14 protein-coding genes and 1 tRNA gene are annotated in these 14,250 nt (G+C 53.2%); 7 read left to right on the plus strand and 8 right to left on the minus strand.

Features of this window, described 5'->3' with window-relative positions; all coding sequences use genetic code 11:
• Nucleotides 1-31: 31 nt before the first annotated feature.
• Nucleotides 32-1,354: a CYTH domain-containing protein gene (locus RIN69_RS19050; RefSeq protein ID WP_313853791.1), complete on the minus strand. Its 1,323-nt coding sequence runs from the start codon at nt 1,352-1,354 to the stop codon at nt 32-34.
• A 220-nt stretch (nt 1,355-1,574) separates the two neighbouring features.
• Here RIN69_RS19050 and RIN69_RS19055 point away from each other — a divergent pair, with 220 nt between their 5' ends.
• Complete coding sequence (locus RIN69_RS19055) at nt 1,575-2,195, plus strand: TIGR04211 family SH3 domain-containing protein (protein WP_313853792.1); 621 nt, start codon at nt 1,575-1,577, stop codon at nt 2,193-2,195.
• A gap of 151 nt (nt 2,196-2,346) precedes the next feature.
• Nucleotides 2,347-3,567 carry a multifunctional CCA addition/repair protein gene (locus RIN69_RS19060; protein WP_313853793.1) on the plus strand — a complete coding sequence of 407 codons (1,221 nt, stop codon included), beginning with the start codon at nt 2,347-2,349 and terminating at the stop codon, nt 3,565-3,567.
• A 33-nt stretch (nt 3,568-3,600) separates the two neighbouring features.
• On the opposite strand, the gene bacA is transcribed toward RIN69_RS19060, so the two are convergent.
• Nucleotides 3,601-4,419, minus strand: a complete 819-nt coding sequence (gene bacA / locus RIN69_RS19065; RefSeq protein WP_313853794.1) for an undecaprenyl-diphosphate phosphatase — start codon at nt 4,417-4,419, stop codon at nt 3,601-3,603.
• Between the two features lie 150 nt (nt 4,420-4,569).
• Nucleotides 4,570-4,929, minus strand: coding sequence for a bifunctional dihydroneopterin aldolase/7,8-dihydroneopterin epimerase (folB, locus tag RIN69_RS19070; protein WP_313853795.1), 360 nt, complete (start codon nt 4,927-4,929; stop codon nt 4,570-4,572).
• Between the two features lie 107 nt (nt 4,930-5,036).
• On the opposite strand from folB, the gene plsY reads away from it, so the two are divergent.
• On the plus strand, nt 5,037-5,648 hold the full coding sequence (gene plsY / locus RIN69_RS19075; RefSeq protein WP_313853797.1) for a glycerol-3-phosphate 1-O-acyltransferase PlsY: 612 nt from the start codon (nt 5,037-5,039) through the stop codon (nt 5,646-5,648).
• Between the two features lie 18 nt (nt 5,649-5,666).
• Here the strand turns inward: plsY and tsaD are convergent, their stop codons facing one another.
• The gene (gene tsaD / locus RIN69_RS19080) at nt 5,667-6,680 is read right to left on the minus strand and encodes a tRNA (adenosine(37)-N6)-threonylcarbamoyltransferase complex transferase subunit TsaD (protein ID WP_313853798.1); all 1,014 of its coding nucleotides are present in this window, start codon (nt 6,678-6,680) and stop codon (nt 5,667-5,669) included.
• Nucleotides 6,681-6,983: 303 nt separating this feature from the next.
• On the opposite strand from tsaD, the gene rpsU reads away from it, so the two are divergent.
• From rpsU to rpoD, 3 genes are all read left to right on the plus strand, one after another.
• Nucleotides 6,984-7,199, plus strand: coding sequence for a 30S ribosomal protein S21 (rpsU, locus tag RIN69_RS19085; RefSeq protein WP_001144069.1), 216 nt, complete (start codon nt 6,984-6,986; stop codon nt 7,197-7,199).
• A gap of 138 nt (nt 7,200-7,337) precedes the next feature.
• Nucleotides 7,338-9,083: a DNA primase gene (gene dnaG / locus RIN69_RS19090; RefSeq protein ID WP_313853799.1), complete on the plus strand. Its 1,746-nt coding sequence runs from the start codon at nt 7,338-7,340 to the stop codon at nt 9,081-9,083.
• A 222-nt stretch (nt 9,084-9,305) separates the two neighbouring features.
• The gene (gene rpoD, locus RIN69_RS19095; RefSeq protein ID WP_313853800.1) at nt 9,306-11,147 is read left to right on the plus strand and encodes an RNA polymerase sigma factor RpoD; all 1,842 of its coding nucleotides are present in this window, start codon (nt 9,306-9,308) and stop codon (nt 11,145-11,147) included.
• Between the two features lie 60 nt (nt 11,148-11,207).
• Here rpoD and mug read toward each other — a convergent pair whose 3' ends face one another.
• Nucleotides 11,208-11,735 (minus strand): G/U mismatch-specific DNA glycosylase, encoded by a 528-nt coding sequence (gene mug / locus RIN69_RS19100; protein ID WP_313853801.1) that lies wholly within the window; start codon nt 11,733-11,735, stop codon nt 11,208-11,210.
• 337 nt (nt 11,736-12,072) lie between these two features.
• Between mug and RIN69_RS19105 the strand changes: the two genes are divergently transcribed.
• A tRNA-Ile gene (locus RIN69_RS19105) sits at nt 12,073-12,148 on the plus strand.
• Between the two features lie 157 nt (nt 12,149-12,305).
• On the opposite strand, the gene RIN69_RS19110 is transcribed toward RIN69_RS19105, so the two are convergent.
• From RIN69_RS19110 to RIN69_RS19120, 3 genes are all read right to left on the minus strand, one after another.
• Nucleotides 12,306-12,524, minus strand: coding sequence for a DNA-binding transcriptional regulator (locus RIN69_RS19110; RefSeq protein ID WP_313853802.1), 219 nt, complete (start codon nt 12,522-12,524; stop codon nt 12,306-12,308).
• Nucleotides 12,525-12,589: 65 nt separating this feature from the next.
• On the minus strand, nt 12,590-13,759 hold the full coding sequence (locus RIN69_RS19115; RefSeq protein WP_313853803.1) for a phage late control D family protein: 1,170 nt from the start codon (nt 13,757-13,759) through the stop codon (nt 12,590-12,592).
• Entirely contained in the window at nt 13,756-14,241 is a 486-nt protein-coding gene (locus RIN69_RS19120) for a phage tail protein (RefSeq protein WP_313853804.1), read from the minus strand. Before RIN69_RS19120 ends, RIN69_RS19115 begins: the two co-directional genes overlap by 4 nt.
• Nucleotides 14,242-14,250: the final 9 nt, after the last annotated feature.

Consider the following 14,250-nt stretch of genomic DNA (forward strand, 5'->3'; position numbering starts at 1 on the left):
GGGATGTCGCCCCGTAGGATTTACTCAATAATCAGGCTTCCGGGCGCTCTTTAACGCTGCCGTTCATCCAGAATGCCGGCTGCTTCACTGCCTGACGGCAATGTGCGTCCAGCCAGCTCTCCTGCTGATAACGAATCGCCTGTAACAGTTGATTCCAGCTGCCGGTCCAGGCTTCAACCGCCGCACTGTCGTAAGCACCTGCTAACAAATGTACCGCCAATAGCTGCCGCTCCAGTCGCGGCGCTTTATCCCGATACTCACCGTTGTGATGGATTGTGTCGAAACTCTCTTTCATCTCGGCAGCAAGACGACCCAACATAATGTCGGCGAAACGCTTAAACGAACCCTGTAGTTTGGCATCGGCTTTGGCATCAATAAACTGACGCCAGCGCTCGGTAGCCAGCCAGTTAGTAAGTGCCAACTGGGTATCCAGCCATAGCGCGCTAAAACAGAGGTTTTGCGCCTCAGGGCGCTTCTCTGCCAACGCCTCTTCCAGCGCGGTTAAGTTCTGGCGCAGCTCACTGCTCGCCTTGCGTGGAATCAATACGCCAAACAACGAGAACGCCTGACGCAGCGTTTCCAGCGCTTCCTGTACCGAAGCCCGCGCAGCTGGGTTGCCCCGCAGCCAAAGCTCTTCGTGGTATTGCCACTGGCTCAGACCCAGCATAAATGCTGCACGCATCCCCTCTTCAACCGTGGCTTTACGCTTAACCTGCATCACCGGCAGCGGGCGCAGCGCCTGTTGCGCGCCTCCCTGAGCCAGCGCATAGCCACGCGCCGCTTTGCTCAGGCTACCGAGGCGTAAGCCGCCCATCTTGCCCAGCTCGGCTGCAAAGGCCAGCAGGTCATCACGCTCGCCGCTTTTCAGCTCCAGCTCCACTTCATACAGCGGTTCGCTAAGCTCTCCGGCCGCCACTTCGCCGCGGTCTAATGCCACTTCAATCTCGCTGCTTTTGTAGCTCACCAGCCACTTTTCACGTTGAAAATGGGTACTGAACAGCGCGCTAAGCTGCTGTTGTAACGCAGCCAAATCGCAGCCAGCAGGCCAGATATCTGCAGGCAGCAGAAAAATATCAAGTTCAGGCTGCTGCAAGTCGATGTTATATTCCGGACGCTGATGTAATCCGCCAATGGTTTGACCGGCGGTTTTTAACGTCATTTCATAGTGTTCACCGAAACCACGAATGCGCAGCCCCATATCCCAGCGCCGCAACTGATTATCAGCGGTTTCGAAGTAGATATTGGTCAGCGACTCCGCGGGGGTGTGCTGATGCGGCCATGCAGCGAGTTGCGCGGCGAGATTTGCTGCCGCTTCCGGCAGCACAATGAACTTTAATTCGATTTCGATGGTCATATTTTCTTATTCAGATACTCACTGGCACAGGCAGCTGAGATTAGGCAAAGGTCAAGAGTGAAGAGTAATGCAGAAAAAGCGCTGCTGTCTCGGCTTTCTTAATACTTTTACCCGCACAACGACATGACTCTGAGACCAGGATAGTTCTCATTCAGATTTAAGCGGAGCCTCTCCAGACTGTGCCTTTACATTCCCGAACTTTTTGCAAAAACGACATCTAATGAAGAAATCACACTTAATTGGCCTGACTTTGCTGACTTTCAGCGTAACCCTTTCCGCCCACGCCGAAGAGAAACGATATATTTCCGATGAATTGTCGACCTGGGTACGTAGCGGCCCAAGCAATGATTATCGCCTGATTGGTACGGTAAACGCAGGTGAAGAAGTCACCCTGCTGCAAACCAATGATAACAGTAAATATGGGCAAATCCGTGATGCCAACGGGCGTACCACCTGGATTCCACTGGCGCAGCTGAGCGAACAGCCAAGTCTGCGTACCCGCGTGCCGGAATTAGAAAAACAGGTAAAAGATCTCACCGACAAGCTGGCGAATATTGATGGCAGCTGGAATCAGCGCACCGCCGATATGCAGAAGAAAGTGGCCGGTAGCGACAGCGTTATCAACGGGCTCAAAGACGAAAACCAGAAGTTGAAGAATGAGTTAGTGGTCGCGCAGAAGAAAGTTAATGCCGCCAATGTGCAGCTTGATGATAAACAGCGCACCATCATAATGCAGTGGTTTATGTATGGCGGTGGTGTAGCAGGCGTTGGCCTGCTGTTAGGTTTGCTGTTGCCACATATGATCCCGCGCCGTAAAAAAAGCGACCGCTGGATGAACTAATTTTTCCGCACGCCCATGCATTGATGCTGACGAGGTGGCTTTACGCCGCCCGTTTTTTCCTGCCCGCAATTTGCCCTCGTTTGTGCGACAATTACCCTGATTGCCTTTTAATACCCCGAATTTAGCAATGAATGTGCTCTGGAGATCTGTAGTGAAAACTTACCTTGTCGGTGGTGCTGTACGCGATGGTCTGCTTAAACTGCCGGTCAAAGATAAAGATTGGGTGGTGGTCGGCGCTACGCCGCAAACAATGCTCGAACAGGGCTATCAGCAGGTAGGCCGCGACTTTCCGGTGTTTTTACACCCAAAAAGCCGTGAAGAGTATGCGCTGGCGCGTACCGAAAGAAAGTCAGGCCAGGGTTACACCGGTTTTGTCACCGATTTCGCGGCGGACGTCACGCTTGAACAGGATTTAATGCGCCGCGATTTGACGATAAACGCCATTGCCCGAGATGAGCACGGCGAGTACATCGATCCTTACGGTGGCCGGGACGATATTGCAAAACGCCTGCTGCGCCATGTCTCCGCCGCATTTAATGAAGATCCCTTACGGGTATTGCGCGTGGCGCGCTTTGCCGCCCGCTTTGCCCATCTCGGCTTTCGCATTGCCGATGAAACCCAGCAGCTAATGCGTCAGATGGCAGAAAGCGGTGAGCTGGCACACTTAACCGCCGAACGGGTATGGAAAGAGACGGAAAATGCGCTGCAGTCGGCCAATCCTCAGGTCTATTTCCAGGTGCTGCGCGACTGTCATGCACTGGCGGTGCTGTTTCCGGAAATCGACAATCTGTACGGCATTCCGGCTCCGGCCAAATGGCATCCGGAAATCGATACCGGCATTCATACGCTAATGACGCTGGCGATGGCTGCGCAGCTCAGCCCGGAAACTGACGTGCGCTTCGCCACGCTGTGTCACGATCTTGGCAAAGCGCTAACGCCACCGGAGAAATGGCCGAGCCATCATGGCCACGGACTGGCTGGTGTGCCTCTGGTTGAAGGGCTTTGCCAGCGGCTGCGGGTACCCAATCATATTCGTGACCTTTCGATGCTGGTTGCCGAGGTTCATGATCTGGTGCATACCATCGAGAGACAGCAGCCCGAAACTTTAATTCAGCTGTTTGACCGGATTGATGCCTGGCGTAAACCGCAGCGTGTTGAACAAATTGCCTTAACCAGCGAGGCCGATGCACGCGGGCGTACCGGTTTTGAAAGTAATCCATATCCGCAGGGTGATTTTTTGCGCCAGGCATTTCAGGTGGCGTTAAGCGTATCAACTAAAGCGGTGGTGGAAGCCGGTTTTAAAGGGCCAGCGGTAAGAGAAGAGTTAACACGCAGAAGAGTTGCAGCGTTGGCGGCGTGGAAAGCGGCATAAAACAAGGGCCAGCATGGCTGGCCCTGTTATCAACTAGACAAACACCATGTAAACCGCCGCAGCGACGATAAAGCGATAGATAGCGAACGGCACAAACGAAATTCGTTTGATGATATGCAGGAAAGTTTTAATCGCCACCAGCGCGACGATGAAGGCAGTGACAAAGCCGACGGCAAACATCGGCAAGTCCGCCATGCTGAGGAAGCCCATGCTCTTGTACAGATCCAGCCCGGTGGCGCCCATCATCATCGGAACCGCCAGAATAAACGAGAACTCTGACGCCGCATAACGGCTGACGCCCATCAGCATCCCGCCTGAAATAGTGGCACCTGAACGCGAGAAACCCGGCCACAGAGCCAGACACTGGAAGCAACCAATCACAAACGCCTGACGGTAAGTAATATCGTCAATGCCTTCTGCTTTTGGCTTCTTCGGCTTCAGGAACTCGGCCGCCAGCAGCAGCACACCCCCGACTACCAGCGCATACATCACGTTGATAGGGTTAAACAGCGATTTGATTTGATCGTGTAACAGCAGGCCAATCACTACCGCGGGTGCCATTCCCAGCAAAATATGAATCAGCGTCAGATGGCCGGTTCCGGTCCCTTCATGTTTGACTTCGCCAAAGTGAATGCCAATCAGTCCAAACAGGCGACGCCAGAACATTACCACCACTGCCAGAATCGAACCCAGCTGGATAACCACTTCAAAAGTCTCAGCTTTCTGACCTTCGAACCCCAGCAGATGGCCGACAATAATCATATGACCGGTGGATGAGACGGGGAGAAACTCGGTAAGCCCCTCAACAATGCCCAGGATAACTGCCACCCAAAGCTGATGAATATCTGCCATCAATCGTCCTCTACCCTAAATATTTAAACCACGAAAAAGGCGGCCGCTGTAACAGATGACCGCCAGAAAAAGATGCCTGATACGTTTTCGACAGGCTTATGACATACGATAATGTGGTTTGGTTTCATTGTGATGGCAATCACAATGGTTTTATTTCGGATTAGTCCCGCGCTCAATAATGACGCCAACCTGCGCCGCCTGCGCGACCGCGCCCGGTTTGCTGACTTTAATCCGTACCCACGGCGAAGCGAAGCGCGCTAACAGCAGCGAGGCGACCTCTTCTGCCACCCGCTCAACCAATGCGAATTTACCTTCAGCGACGTGAGAAATGATCGCTTCAGACACATCGGCATAGCTCAGGCAGTCATTTACATCATCGCTGGCCGCGGCTTTGCGGTTGTCCCAAGCCATTTCGACATCGAACACTAATTTCTGTTGAATGGTCTGTTCCCAGTCATATACACCAATGGTAGTGATGACCGTTAGCTGTTCAATAAATACAATATCCATGATGTCTGTCTCTGTTTTTGCGTTAGCCGGATACCACTTCTGGCGGTTTATGCGTATTATCCACTGATGATGAGAAGAAAACGACCCTTACGGTACGGGACGGTGTTATGAGTGCTATCGCGCTTGGTATGATTATTTTCGCGTATCTGTGCGGCTCCATTTCCAGCGCGATTTTGGTTTGCCGTCTGGCAGGATTACCTGACCCTCGTCACAGTGGTTCCGGCAATCCTGGCGCCACAAACGTGTTACGCATCGGCGGTAAAGGTGCGGCGGCGGCGGTGCTGATATTTGACGTGCTGAAAGGCATGCTGCCGGTTTGGCTGGCTTATTTTCTTGGCGTCTCGCCGGTGTACCTCGGCCTGACGGCGATTGCTGCCTGCCTCGGCCATATCTATCCGGTGTTCTTCCATTTTAAAGGTGGTAAGGGTGTGGCGACCGCCTTTGGTGCCATCGCGCCAATCGGCTTTGATCTTACCGGCCTGATGGCCGGCACCTGGCTACTGACGGTGTTACTCAGCGGCTACTCTTCGCTGGGAGCAATCGTCAGCGCGCTGATTGCACCCTTCTACGTCTGGTGGTTTAAACCGCAGTTCACGTTTCCGGTGGCAATGCTCTCCTGCCTGATTTTGTTACGTCATCACGACAATATTCAGCGCCTGTGGCGCGGGCAGGAAACCAGAATCTGGAAGAAAAAGAATAAAGACAAAAAATCCGCTTAACGCGGATTTTTTTTGACATCAGATTGCCGGTAGTTCAGCCAGCGGCCAGCGCGGGCGCACCGTTACGCTCAGCTCACCGTGCGTTCCGCCTTTCAGACGCACCATGCCGGCATAAGCAATCATCGCGCCGTTATCGGTACAGAACTCCGGGCGTGCATAAAATACTTCACCACCACGCGCCTGCATCATTTCTGCCAGTTTACTGCGCAGGGTGTGGTTGGCGCTGACGCCACCGGCAATCACCAGACGCTTAAATCCGGTGCTTTCCAGTGCGCGCTTGCACTTAATGGCCAGCGTATCGACCACCGCATCCTCGAAGGCACGCGCGATGTCCGCATGAGTCTGCGCATCGTTACTGTTTTCACGAATGGTATTGGCAGCAAAAGTTTTCAGCCCGGAAAAGCTGAAATCCATCCCCGGACGATCGGTCATTGGGCGCGGGAAAGTAAAACGCCCCGCTTCTCCCTGCTGTGCCATTTTCGACAGCATTGGCCCGCCAGGATAATCCAGCCCCAGTAACTTGGCCGTTTTATCAAAAGCTTCGCCAGCGGCATCGTCGATCGATTCGCCGAGCAAGGTATATTCACCAATGCCGGTAACACTAATCAGCTGGGTGTGACCACCCGACACCAGCAGTGCCACAAACGGAAAGTCCGGTGGATTGTCTTCCAGCATCGGTGCCAGCAGGTGGCCTTCCATATGGTGTACCGGCACCGCAGGCACGCCCCAGGCAAACGCCAGTGAACGGCCAATGGTGGCGCCGACCAGCAGCGCACCGACCAGGCCTGGGCCCGCGGTGTAAGCCACGCCGTCAATATCCTGCGCCGTCAGCCCGGCTTCTTTTAACGCCGCCTGAATCAGCGGCACGGTTTTACGCACGTGATCGCGTGACGCCAGCTCAGGCACCACGCCGCCGTAATCCGCATGCAGTTTCACCTGACTGTACAGCTGGTTAGCCAGCAAACCGGTGGCATCATCATAAATCGCGATGCCGGTTTCATCGCAGGATGTTTCAATTCCCAGTACACGCATTAATTTTTTACCTCTTTCTCGCGGCGCGCAGTTTATCACAACCGCCGATTGCGCAACGGCTATTTTGACGGCTAAGCGGTTACTCCATGAACAATAAGCAGAAAATTTTCCAACGTGGACAAGTTGATTGTTGTATAATCAGCCCCCTGAAAAAAACCGGCAGCCGCACAGGCGCTTCTGTTGGTTTCATTAGCTCATGGTGCTTTACAACGCAGCGTATGTTGGAGTAAAATTCCGCACCATTTTGAAATGAGCTGGCACTGACGCCAGCCGCAAAACCGAATTTATCGAGGTGAGAGTTACATGCCGGTAATTAAAGTACGTGAAAACGAGCCTTTCGACGTAGCACTGCGTCGCTTCAAGCGTTCTTGTGAGAAAGCAGGCGTTCTGGCTGAAGTCCGTCGTCGTGAGTTTTATGAAAAACCAACGACCGAACGTAAGCGCGCTAAAGCTTCTGCAGTAAAACGCCACGCGAAGAAACTGGCTCGCGAAAACGCACGCCGCACTCGTCTGTACTAATTTCTTCTGGAGGTCCGCCTCCATCGCGTATTACACGCAGACAGAGTCATTATAAGAGGCCGTGCTTTCCGAAAGGAATGCGCGGCTTGTTCTCGTTTATGAGCTGAACCATTTTTATAGGCAGAACAATCGGGGCTTATGGCTGGACGAATCCCACGCGTATTTATCAATGACCTGTTAGCTCGCACAGACATCGTGGATCTGATCGATGCACGTGTGAAGCTGAAAAAGCAGGGTAAGAACTATCATGCGTGCTGTCCTTTTCATAACGAGAAAACCCCTTCGTTTACCGTAAATGGTGAAAAGCAGTTCTATCACTGCTTCGGCTGTGGTGCCCACGGCAACGCAATTGACTTTTTGATGAACTATGATCGCCTGGAGTTTGTCGAAAGCATTGAAGAGCTGGCCACGCTGTACGGACTTGAAGTGCCGTATGAGGCGGGGAGTGGGCCGAGTCAGCTGGAACGTCATCAGCGTCAAAGCCTGTATCAGTTAATGGAAGGCTTGAGCAGCTTTTATCAACAAGCACTACCACAAGGCCCTGCCGCGCCTGCGCGCGACTATCTGGCAAAACGTGGGCTGAGCGAAGAAGTAATCAAACACTTCGCGATTGGTTTTGCGCCGCCAGGCTGGGACAACGTATTAAAACGCTTTGGTCGCGACGAGGAAAATCGTCAGTCGCTGATTGATGCCGGAATGCTGGTGACCAACGACAAAGGTCGCAGCTATGACCGCTTCCGTGAACGCGTGATGTTTCCTATTCACGATAAGCGCGGGCGAGTTATTGGTTTTGGTGGCCGCGTATTAGGCGATGGTATGCCGAAATACCTGAACTCACCGGAAACCGATATTTTTCATAAGGGCCGCCAGCTGTATGGCCTGTATGAAGCTCAGAAGAACCATCCAGAGCCTGCACGTTTGCTGGTTGTGGAGGGTTATATGGATGTGGTGGCGCTGGCGCAGTTTGGCATTGATTATGCCGTCGCCTCGCTTGGCACCTCAACAACCGCCGACCATATTCAACTTCTTTTCCGCTCGACGGAAAACGTAATCTGTTGTTATGACGGCGATCGTGCCGGTCGTGAAGCCGCATGGCGTGCATTAGAAACAGCATTGCCTTACATGACCGACGGTCGTCAGCTACGCTTTATGTTCCTGCCGGACGGGGAAGACCCGGATACGCTGGTGCGTAAAGAAGGCAAAGAGGCGTTTGAAGCACGGATGGAGCAGGCAATGCCGCTCTCCAGCTTCTTATTTGACTCGCTGATGCCGCAGGTGGATCTGTCCTCACGTGACGGACGTGCGCGGCTCAGTACTCTGGCACTGCCGCTGATTAGCCAGATACCCGGTGAAACGCTGCGTATCTATCTGCGTCAGGAGCTGGGAAAGTACTTAGGTATTCTCGATGACAGCCAGTTGGAAAAGCTGTTACCGAAGAAAGCGGAAAATGCCACGCCGACGCTGGCACCTCAGTTAAAACGCACAACCATGCGTATACTGATTGGATTGCTGGTGCAGAATCCACAACTGTCCGCGATGGTGCCGTCTCTGCAAGGTCTGGGGCAGTCAAAAATGGCAGGATTGCCGCTGTTTGTAGAGTTAGTGAATACTTGCACAGCTCATCCTGGCCTGACCACCGGACAGCTACTAGAGTTATATCGTGGAACAAATTTTAGCCAGCACCTTGAAACGCTGGCAACATGGAACCACATGGTAGTAGATGACGAAGTAGAAACCATGTTTAAGGATTCACTGGCCAGCATGTACGACTCAGCGCTGGAGCAGCGTCAGGAAGAATTGATTGCGCGCGATCGGACCCAGGGTCTGAATGCCGAAGAACGCCGCGAACTGTGGTCACTTAACCAGGCGCTGGCGCGTAAGTAACAGATTTTGCATTCGGCCACGGCCGGACGCAACGAACATTGAATTTGGGCAAGCAAGACAGCCCGACGCAAGACTCAGCGGCTTAAGTGCCGAATATCGTTCGGGCCGGACCCGACAGCCGCCACGAGGGCAGCGGCAATAATCTAAAAGCCTTCAACTGTTATTGTTGGCTGCATGGCCGACCGACACCAATCTAATTAACAGAAGTGTGGATACCGTCTTATGGAGCAAAACCCGCAGTCACAGCTTAAGCTACTTGTCACCCGTGGTAAGGAGCAGGGCTATCTGACCTATGCCGAGGTCAATGACCATCTGCCGGAAGATATCGTCGACTCCGATCAGATCGAAGACATCATTCAGATGATCAACGACATGGGCATTCAGGTTGTAGAAGAAGCGCCTGATGCCGACGATCTGATGCTGAACGAAAACAGTTCCGATACCGACGAAGACGCTGCTGAAGCCGCTGCTCAGGTGTTATCCAGCGTAGAATCTGAAATTGGGCGCACCACCGACCCGGTTCGCATGTACATGCGTGAAATGGGTACCGTAGAGCTGCTGACGCGTGAAGGCGAAATCGACATCGCCAAGCGTATCGAAGACGGTATCAACCAGGTGCAGTGCTCTGTTGCTGAATATCCGGAAGCGATTACCTACCTGCTTGAGCAGTACGACCGTGTTGAAGCGGGCGAAGCTCGCCTGTCTGACCTGATCACTGGTTTTGTCGATCCTAACGCCGAAGAAGATATTGCACCAACGGCAACGCACGTCGGCTCTGAACTCTCTGAGGAAGAGCGTGATAATGACGACGAAGAAGAAGACGATGACGATGACAGTTCCGACGACGACAACAGCATCGACCCGGAACTGGCGCGCGAGAAATTTACTGAGCTGCGTACCCAGTACGAAGTTACGCGTACCGTAATTAAGGCTAACGGCCGCAGCCATGCGAAAGCCGCGGCTGAGATTCAGAACCTGTCTGACGTGTTCAAACAGTTCCGCCTGGTACCGAAGCAGTTTGATTTCCTCGTCAACAGCATGCGTACCATGATGGACCGCGTTCGTACTCAGGAACGCCTGATCATGAAGCTGTGTGTTGAACTGTGCAAAATGCCGAAAAAGAACTTTATTACCCTGTTCACCGGCAACGAAACCAGCGAGACCTGGTTTAAAGCAGCACTGGCAATGAACAAGCCGTGGTCTGAAAAGCTGAATGACGTCTCTGATGACGTACAGCGTAGCTTACAGAAACTGGCACAGATCGAAGAAGAAACCGGCCTGACCATCGAGCAGGTAAAAGATATCAACCGTCGCATGTCAATCGGCGAGGCGAAAGCGCGTCGTGCGAAGAAAGAGATGGTGGAAGCAAACTTACGTCTGGTTATTTCGATTGCCAAGAAATACACCAACCGTGGTCTGCAGTTCCTTGACCTGATTCAGGAAGGTAACATCGGCCTGATGAAGGCGGTAGATAAATTTGAATATCGTCGTGGTTATAAGTTCTCGACTTATGCCACCTGGTGGATTCGTCAGGCTATCACCCGTTCTATCGCCGACCAGGCGCGTACCATCCGTATTCCGGTGCATATGATTGAGACCATTAACAAACTCAACCGTATTTCGCGCCAGATGCTGCAAGAGATGGGCCGCGAGCCGTCGCCGGAAGAGCTGGCTGAGCGCATGCTGATGCCAGAAGATAAAATCCGCAAAGTGCTGAAAATCGCTAAAGAGCCGATCTCCATGGAGACGCCGATTGGTGATGATGAAGATTCACATCTGGGCGATTTTATCGAAGACACCACGCTGGAGCTGCCGCTGGACTCTGCCACGTCAGAAAGCCTGCGTTCTGCGACGCATGATGTTCTGGCTGGTCTGACCGCGCGTGAAGCGAAAGTACTGCGTATGCGTTTCGGTATCGATATGAACACCGACCACACGCTGGAAGAAGTCGGCAAGCAGTTTGACGTAACGCGTGAGCGTATTCGTCAGATCGAAGCGAAGGCGCTGCGTAAGCTGCGTCACCCAAGCCGCTCTGAAGTACTGCGCAGCTTCCTCGACGATTAATTTCGCCGGGCTTGCAGTGAAAAAACCCCGGTCTGCCGGGGTTTTTTATTGCCTGAAGAATTACAGCCCGCGCAACGCCAGCGCGCTGTCCAGCTCTTGATAACTGGCGACCATCTGCTCCTGCGAAGCGCGATTCAGCCCGCTGGGATTTGGCAACACCCAGACTTCGCTATCACCAATGGTAATCGCCTGCCTGCCCCACTCCACTTTGCTCTGACGAAAAGCGCGCTTAAACGCCTCTTTACCTAATACCGCCAGCGCCCTCGGCTGATAATGTTGAATCTTCTCAATCAGCGCTTTACCGCCATCACGCAATTCCAGCGCCGACAGCTCATTAGCCTGCACGGTTGGGCGCTCCACCAGCATAGTGATACCACAGCCGGTCTCCAGCAGCCGCTGCTCCTGTTCTGGTTTCAGCAACTGCGCGGTAAATCCCGCTTGCCAGATAGTCTTCCAGAAACGATTACCGGGATGGGCAAAGTGAAAGCCGGTGTGCGCCGACGACTTACCCGGATTGATCCCACAGAACACCACGCGCAGGCCCGGTGCGAGAATATCGGTAATCGGCTGTTCAGTATTATCGCTCATAATTTTCCTGTGAAAGTGACAGCACATGCAGGCGCACGCTGGCCTTAACCGCTTTGCCGCTAAAACTCTGCTGAAGGCCCCGGCTACCCGCTTATCGCGCAAGGAGAAATGGGCTCCGAAGTCACTGTGGATATTAATTATTATGGACGCCATATTCAAACCGCTGCTCACCTGATACAACGCGGCGACGACTCATTCTGGATGCATTGGTAGCGGGCCATCATTAATTCCTTGAGATTCAGATGGTTTGCGCTGCATGAGGTTTGCTTAAAAAAAGGGCAACCGGACGCTTATCGCTGGATTGCGCACCAGAGTTACATTATAATCCTGCCCCGCAGGCCCCTTAGCTCAGTGGTTAGAGCAGGCGACTCATAATCGCTTGGTCGCTGGTTCAAGTCCAGCAGGGGCCACCAAATTTTAGCTTTGAAATCATATAATTAAGCCACTCTTTCGAGTGGCTTTTTTATTGCCTCATTTCTGAGTGGCGATGCAATGGCGGTAGATTTTTTACCGCCACTTTCATCAGCACATAAAAAAACCCGCACGCGGCGGGCATTTGGCAGATATGGTTCAAAGACACAGTGGGCGCTGACCCGTTACAGCAGGGTGAGGAGGTGCCGGCTTTATGGCTCCCGGCGTGACAATAAAACGTTCAACCGTCTCCATTGTCATAAACGTGCAACTGCAGTTGATGTTCTGGCACTGGTGGTAACGCTCTTTGGTGTTTTCAGTTAAATAGCGGCTGGTTCGCGCATGTGCGGCATGATGACACTTCGGACAATGAAACATAACCCACCTTTTATCCTCAAATTGTGAACTAGTAATAATCATAAATTCACTTTATGTGAATTTATTTATTCACTTTCCGATTCATCGCTGTAATCCACATCAGCAAGCTTAACCTCAAGCTCTAAGCCGGTGGTGTAGCCGTTATTGTTGAGATTGTGAGTTACCTTGCTGATTAACCATAACTGATCGTCTATGACGCGCTTAAAGCCCGACACCCGCATCGGCGTTTCAGGAAATAAATCTGCACGCCCTAATGCCAGCGTAATAGAGAACTCAGCTGCGCCGCGCTGCAGCATGTCCCACTTGGCCTGAGCAGCACGCATCGCCTGTTCTTTTGAGGCATAGACCGTGGTCAGCGCCAGCACGTTATCCGCTTCACCGGCCATATATTCGTCCTCGCGTGCCTCCTGCTCTTTTTTAAGCGCTGTCTCTTTGCTGTCCGGCGTTGCTTTGGGATGCTGCAGCGCGCGCAGCTGCCCCTCCTTGGGTTTGCGCTTCAGCGTCACTTTCTGCTTTTGCGGCTTCGGGTCTTCAGTGTGCAACCATTTAGCCGTTACGCCGGTATAAGCGCTACGGTCAGCGATGGCAAACTGATGACGGTCACCGTCGCTGCGGGTCAACGTCATTTGTGGGATCGCCGCACCACTGGCCGTTGTTGCACTACCCGCCCTGAGAAACAGTAGCTTTCCCGCCTTTACCGACACCGCCGCACCATTGCGGTTAGCCAGCCGGGTCAGGAACACCGCGTCTGACTCCTGCGACTGGTCAATATGCGGCACCGGAATTTTTTTCAGTGAATCCGCGACGCTGGCCGTCAGCTTATTGCGCTTTGCGATGGTACTGACCAGATCGCCGAGGGTGGTGTCGTGCCATGATTCCTCACGCCGTGCATTAAGCGTTCCACGAAAGTCTGCGCTGCGCGCGCGTAGGGTCAGCGTATCCGGCGCGCCACGGTGCTCAATTTCATCGACCGTAAAGTCGCCCTTATTCAGCAGCGCCGAACCCTGCCAGCCCAGCCACAACGTCAGCACTGCCCCGCGCTGGGGTAGCTCGACTTTACCGTCGGTGTCGTCGAGCTCAATGTTGAGCTGGTCAGCCTCAAAGCCCCGGTTGTCGATCATGGTCAGAGAAATCAGCCGGTCATAAAAATTGCGGGTAATGTCCTGACTGTTAAGCGTCAGCATAAATGCCGGTGCGAGGCTGGCACCGGCATCAATGGTAAGTCCCGTAATCATGCGGTCAGCCCTCCAGCCGAGCCCTGTAGATTACCGACCAAACTGGCGGCAGAGTCGATAAGCTCACCGGCCTGCTTATTCAGGTCGCCAAACATCGCCGTCAGCGATTCATCGACCCGTTTCAGAGAGAGTGTGAAATCAATCTTTCTGGCCGCGCCGTCGCTGAAAAACTCGGTATGCGTGGTCGATACCTTATCGACGATATACATTCCGAGAATATTGCCGGTACCCTCAATCAACGGCCACGCCCTGCCCTCGTTGGCCATCAGCTCAACAGCCAGCAAGGAGATACGCCCGCCGGTAATGGCGGGATAAAGCGTTCCGGCAAGCTGGCGTGAGGTTTCCCCTTCCCCGAGAAACTGATACGCAGGCGGTTTACCGATCCGGTCATTAGACGCCCAGCGATAATCCTTCGAGTGCTGCATCGACTGATAAGGCAGGGTGCGGCGTTCAAACACAAACATTCCAAGTGCAAGCATCATTATTTTATC

It is taken from the genome of Winslowiella toletana, from assembly GCF_032164335.1.
In the GTDB taxonomy this organism is placed as follows: domain Bacteria; phylum Pseudomonadota; class Gammaproteobacteria; order Enterobacterales; family Enterobacteriaceae; genus Erwinia; species Erwinia toletana_A.

Bases quoted from the DNA above. Each gene is read 5' to 3' on its own strand.
- RIN69_RS19050 (WP_313853791.1), bottom strand. From the start codon at position 1,354: ATGACCATCGAAATCGAATTAAAGTTCATTGTGCTGCCGGAAGCGGCA.
- RIN69_RS19055 (WP_313853792.1), top strand. From the start codon at position 1,575: ATGAAGAAATCACACTTAATTGGCCTGACTTTGCTGACTTTCAGCGTA.
- bacA (WP_313853794.1), bottom strand. From the start codon at position 4,419: ATGGCAGATATTCATCAGCTTTGGGTGGCAGTTATCCTGGGCATTGTT.
- folB (WP_313853795.1), bottom strand. From the start codon at position 4,929: ATGGATATTGTATTTATTGAACAGCTAACGGTCATCACTACCATTGGT.
- plsY (WP_313853797.1), top strand. From the start codon at position 5,037: ATGAGTGCTATCGCGCTTGGTATGATTATTTTCGCGTATCTGTGCGGC.
- tsaD (WP_313853798.1), bottom strand. From the start codon at position 6,680: ATGCGTGTACTGGGAATTGAAACATCCTGCGATGAAACCGGCATCGCG.
- rpsU (WP_001144069.1), top strand. From the start codon at position 6,984: ATGCCGGTAATTAAAGTACGTGAAAACGAGCCTTTCGACGTAGCACTG.
- dnaG (WP_313853799.1), top strand. From the start codon at position 7,338: ATGGCTGGACGAATCCCACGCGTATTTATCAATGACCTGTTAGCTCGC.
- rpoD (WP_313853800.1), top strand. From the start codon at position 9,306: ATGGAGCAAAACCCGCAGTCACAGCTTAAGCTACTTGTCACCCGTGGT.
- mug (WP_313853801.1), bottom strand. From the start codon at position 11,735: ATGAGCGATAATACTGAACAGCCGATTACCGATATTCTCGCACCGGGC.
- RIN69_RS19110 (WP_313853802.1), bottom strand. From the start codon at position 12,524: ATGTTTCATTGTCCGAAGTGTCATCATGCCGCACATGCGCGAACCAGC.
- RIN69_RS19115 (WP_313853803.1), bottom strand. From the start codon at position 13,759: ATGATTACGGGACTTACCATTGATGCCGGTGCCAGCCTCGCACCGGCA.
- RIN69_RS19120 (WP_313853804.1), bottom strand. From the start codon at position 14,241: ATGATGCTTGCACTTGGAATGTTTGTGTTTGAACGCCGCACCCTGCCT.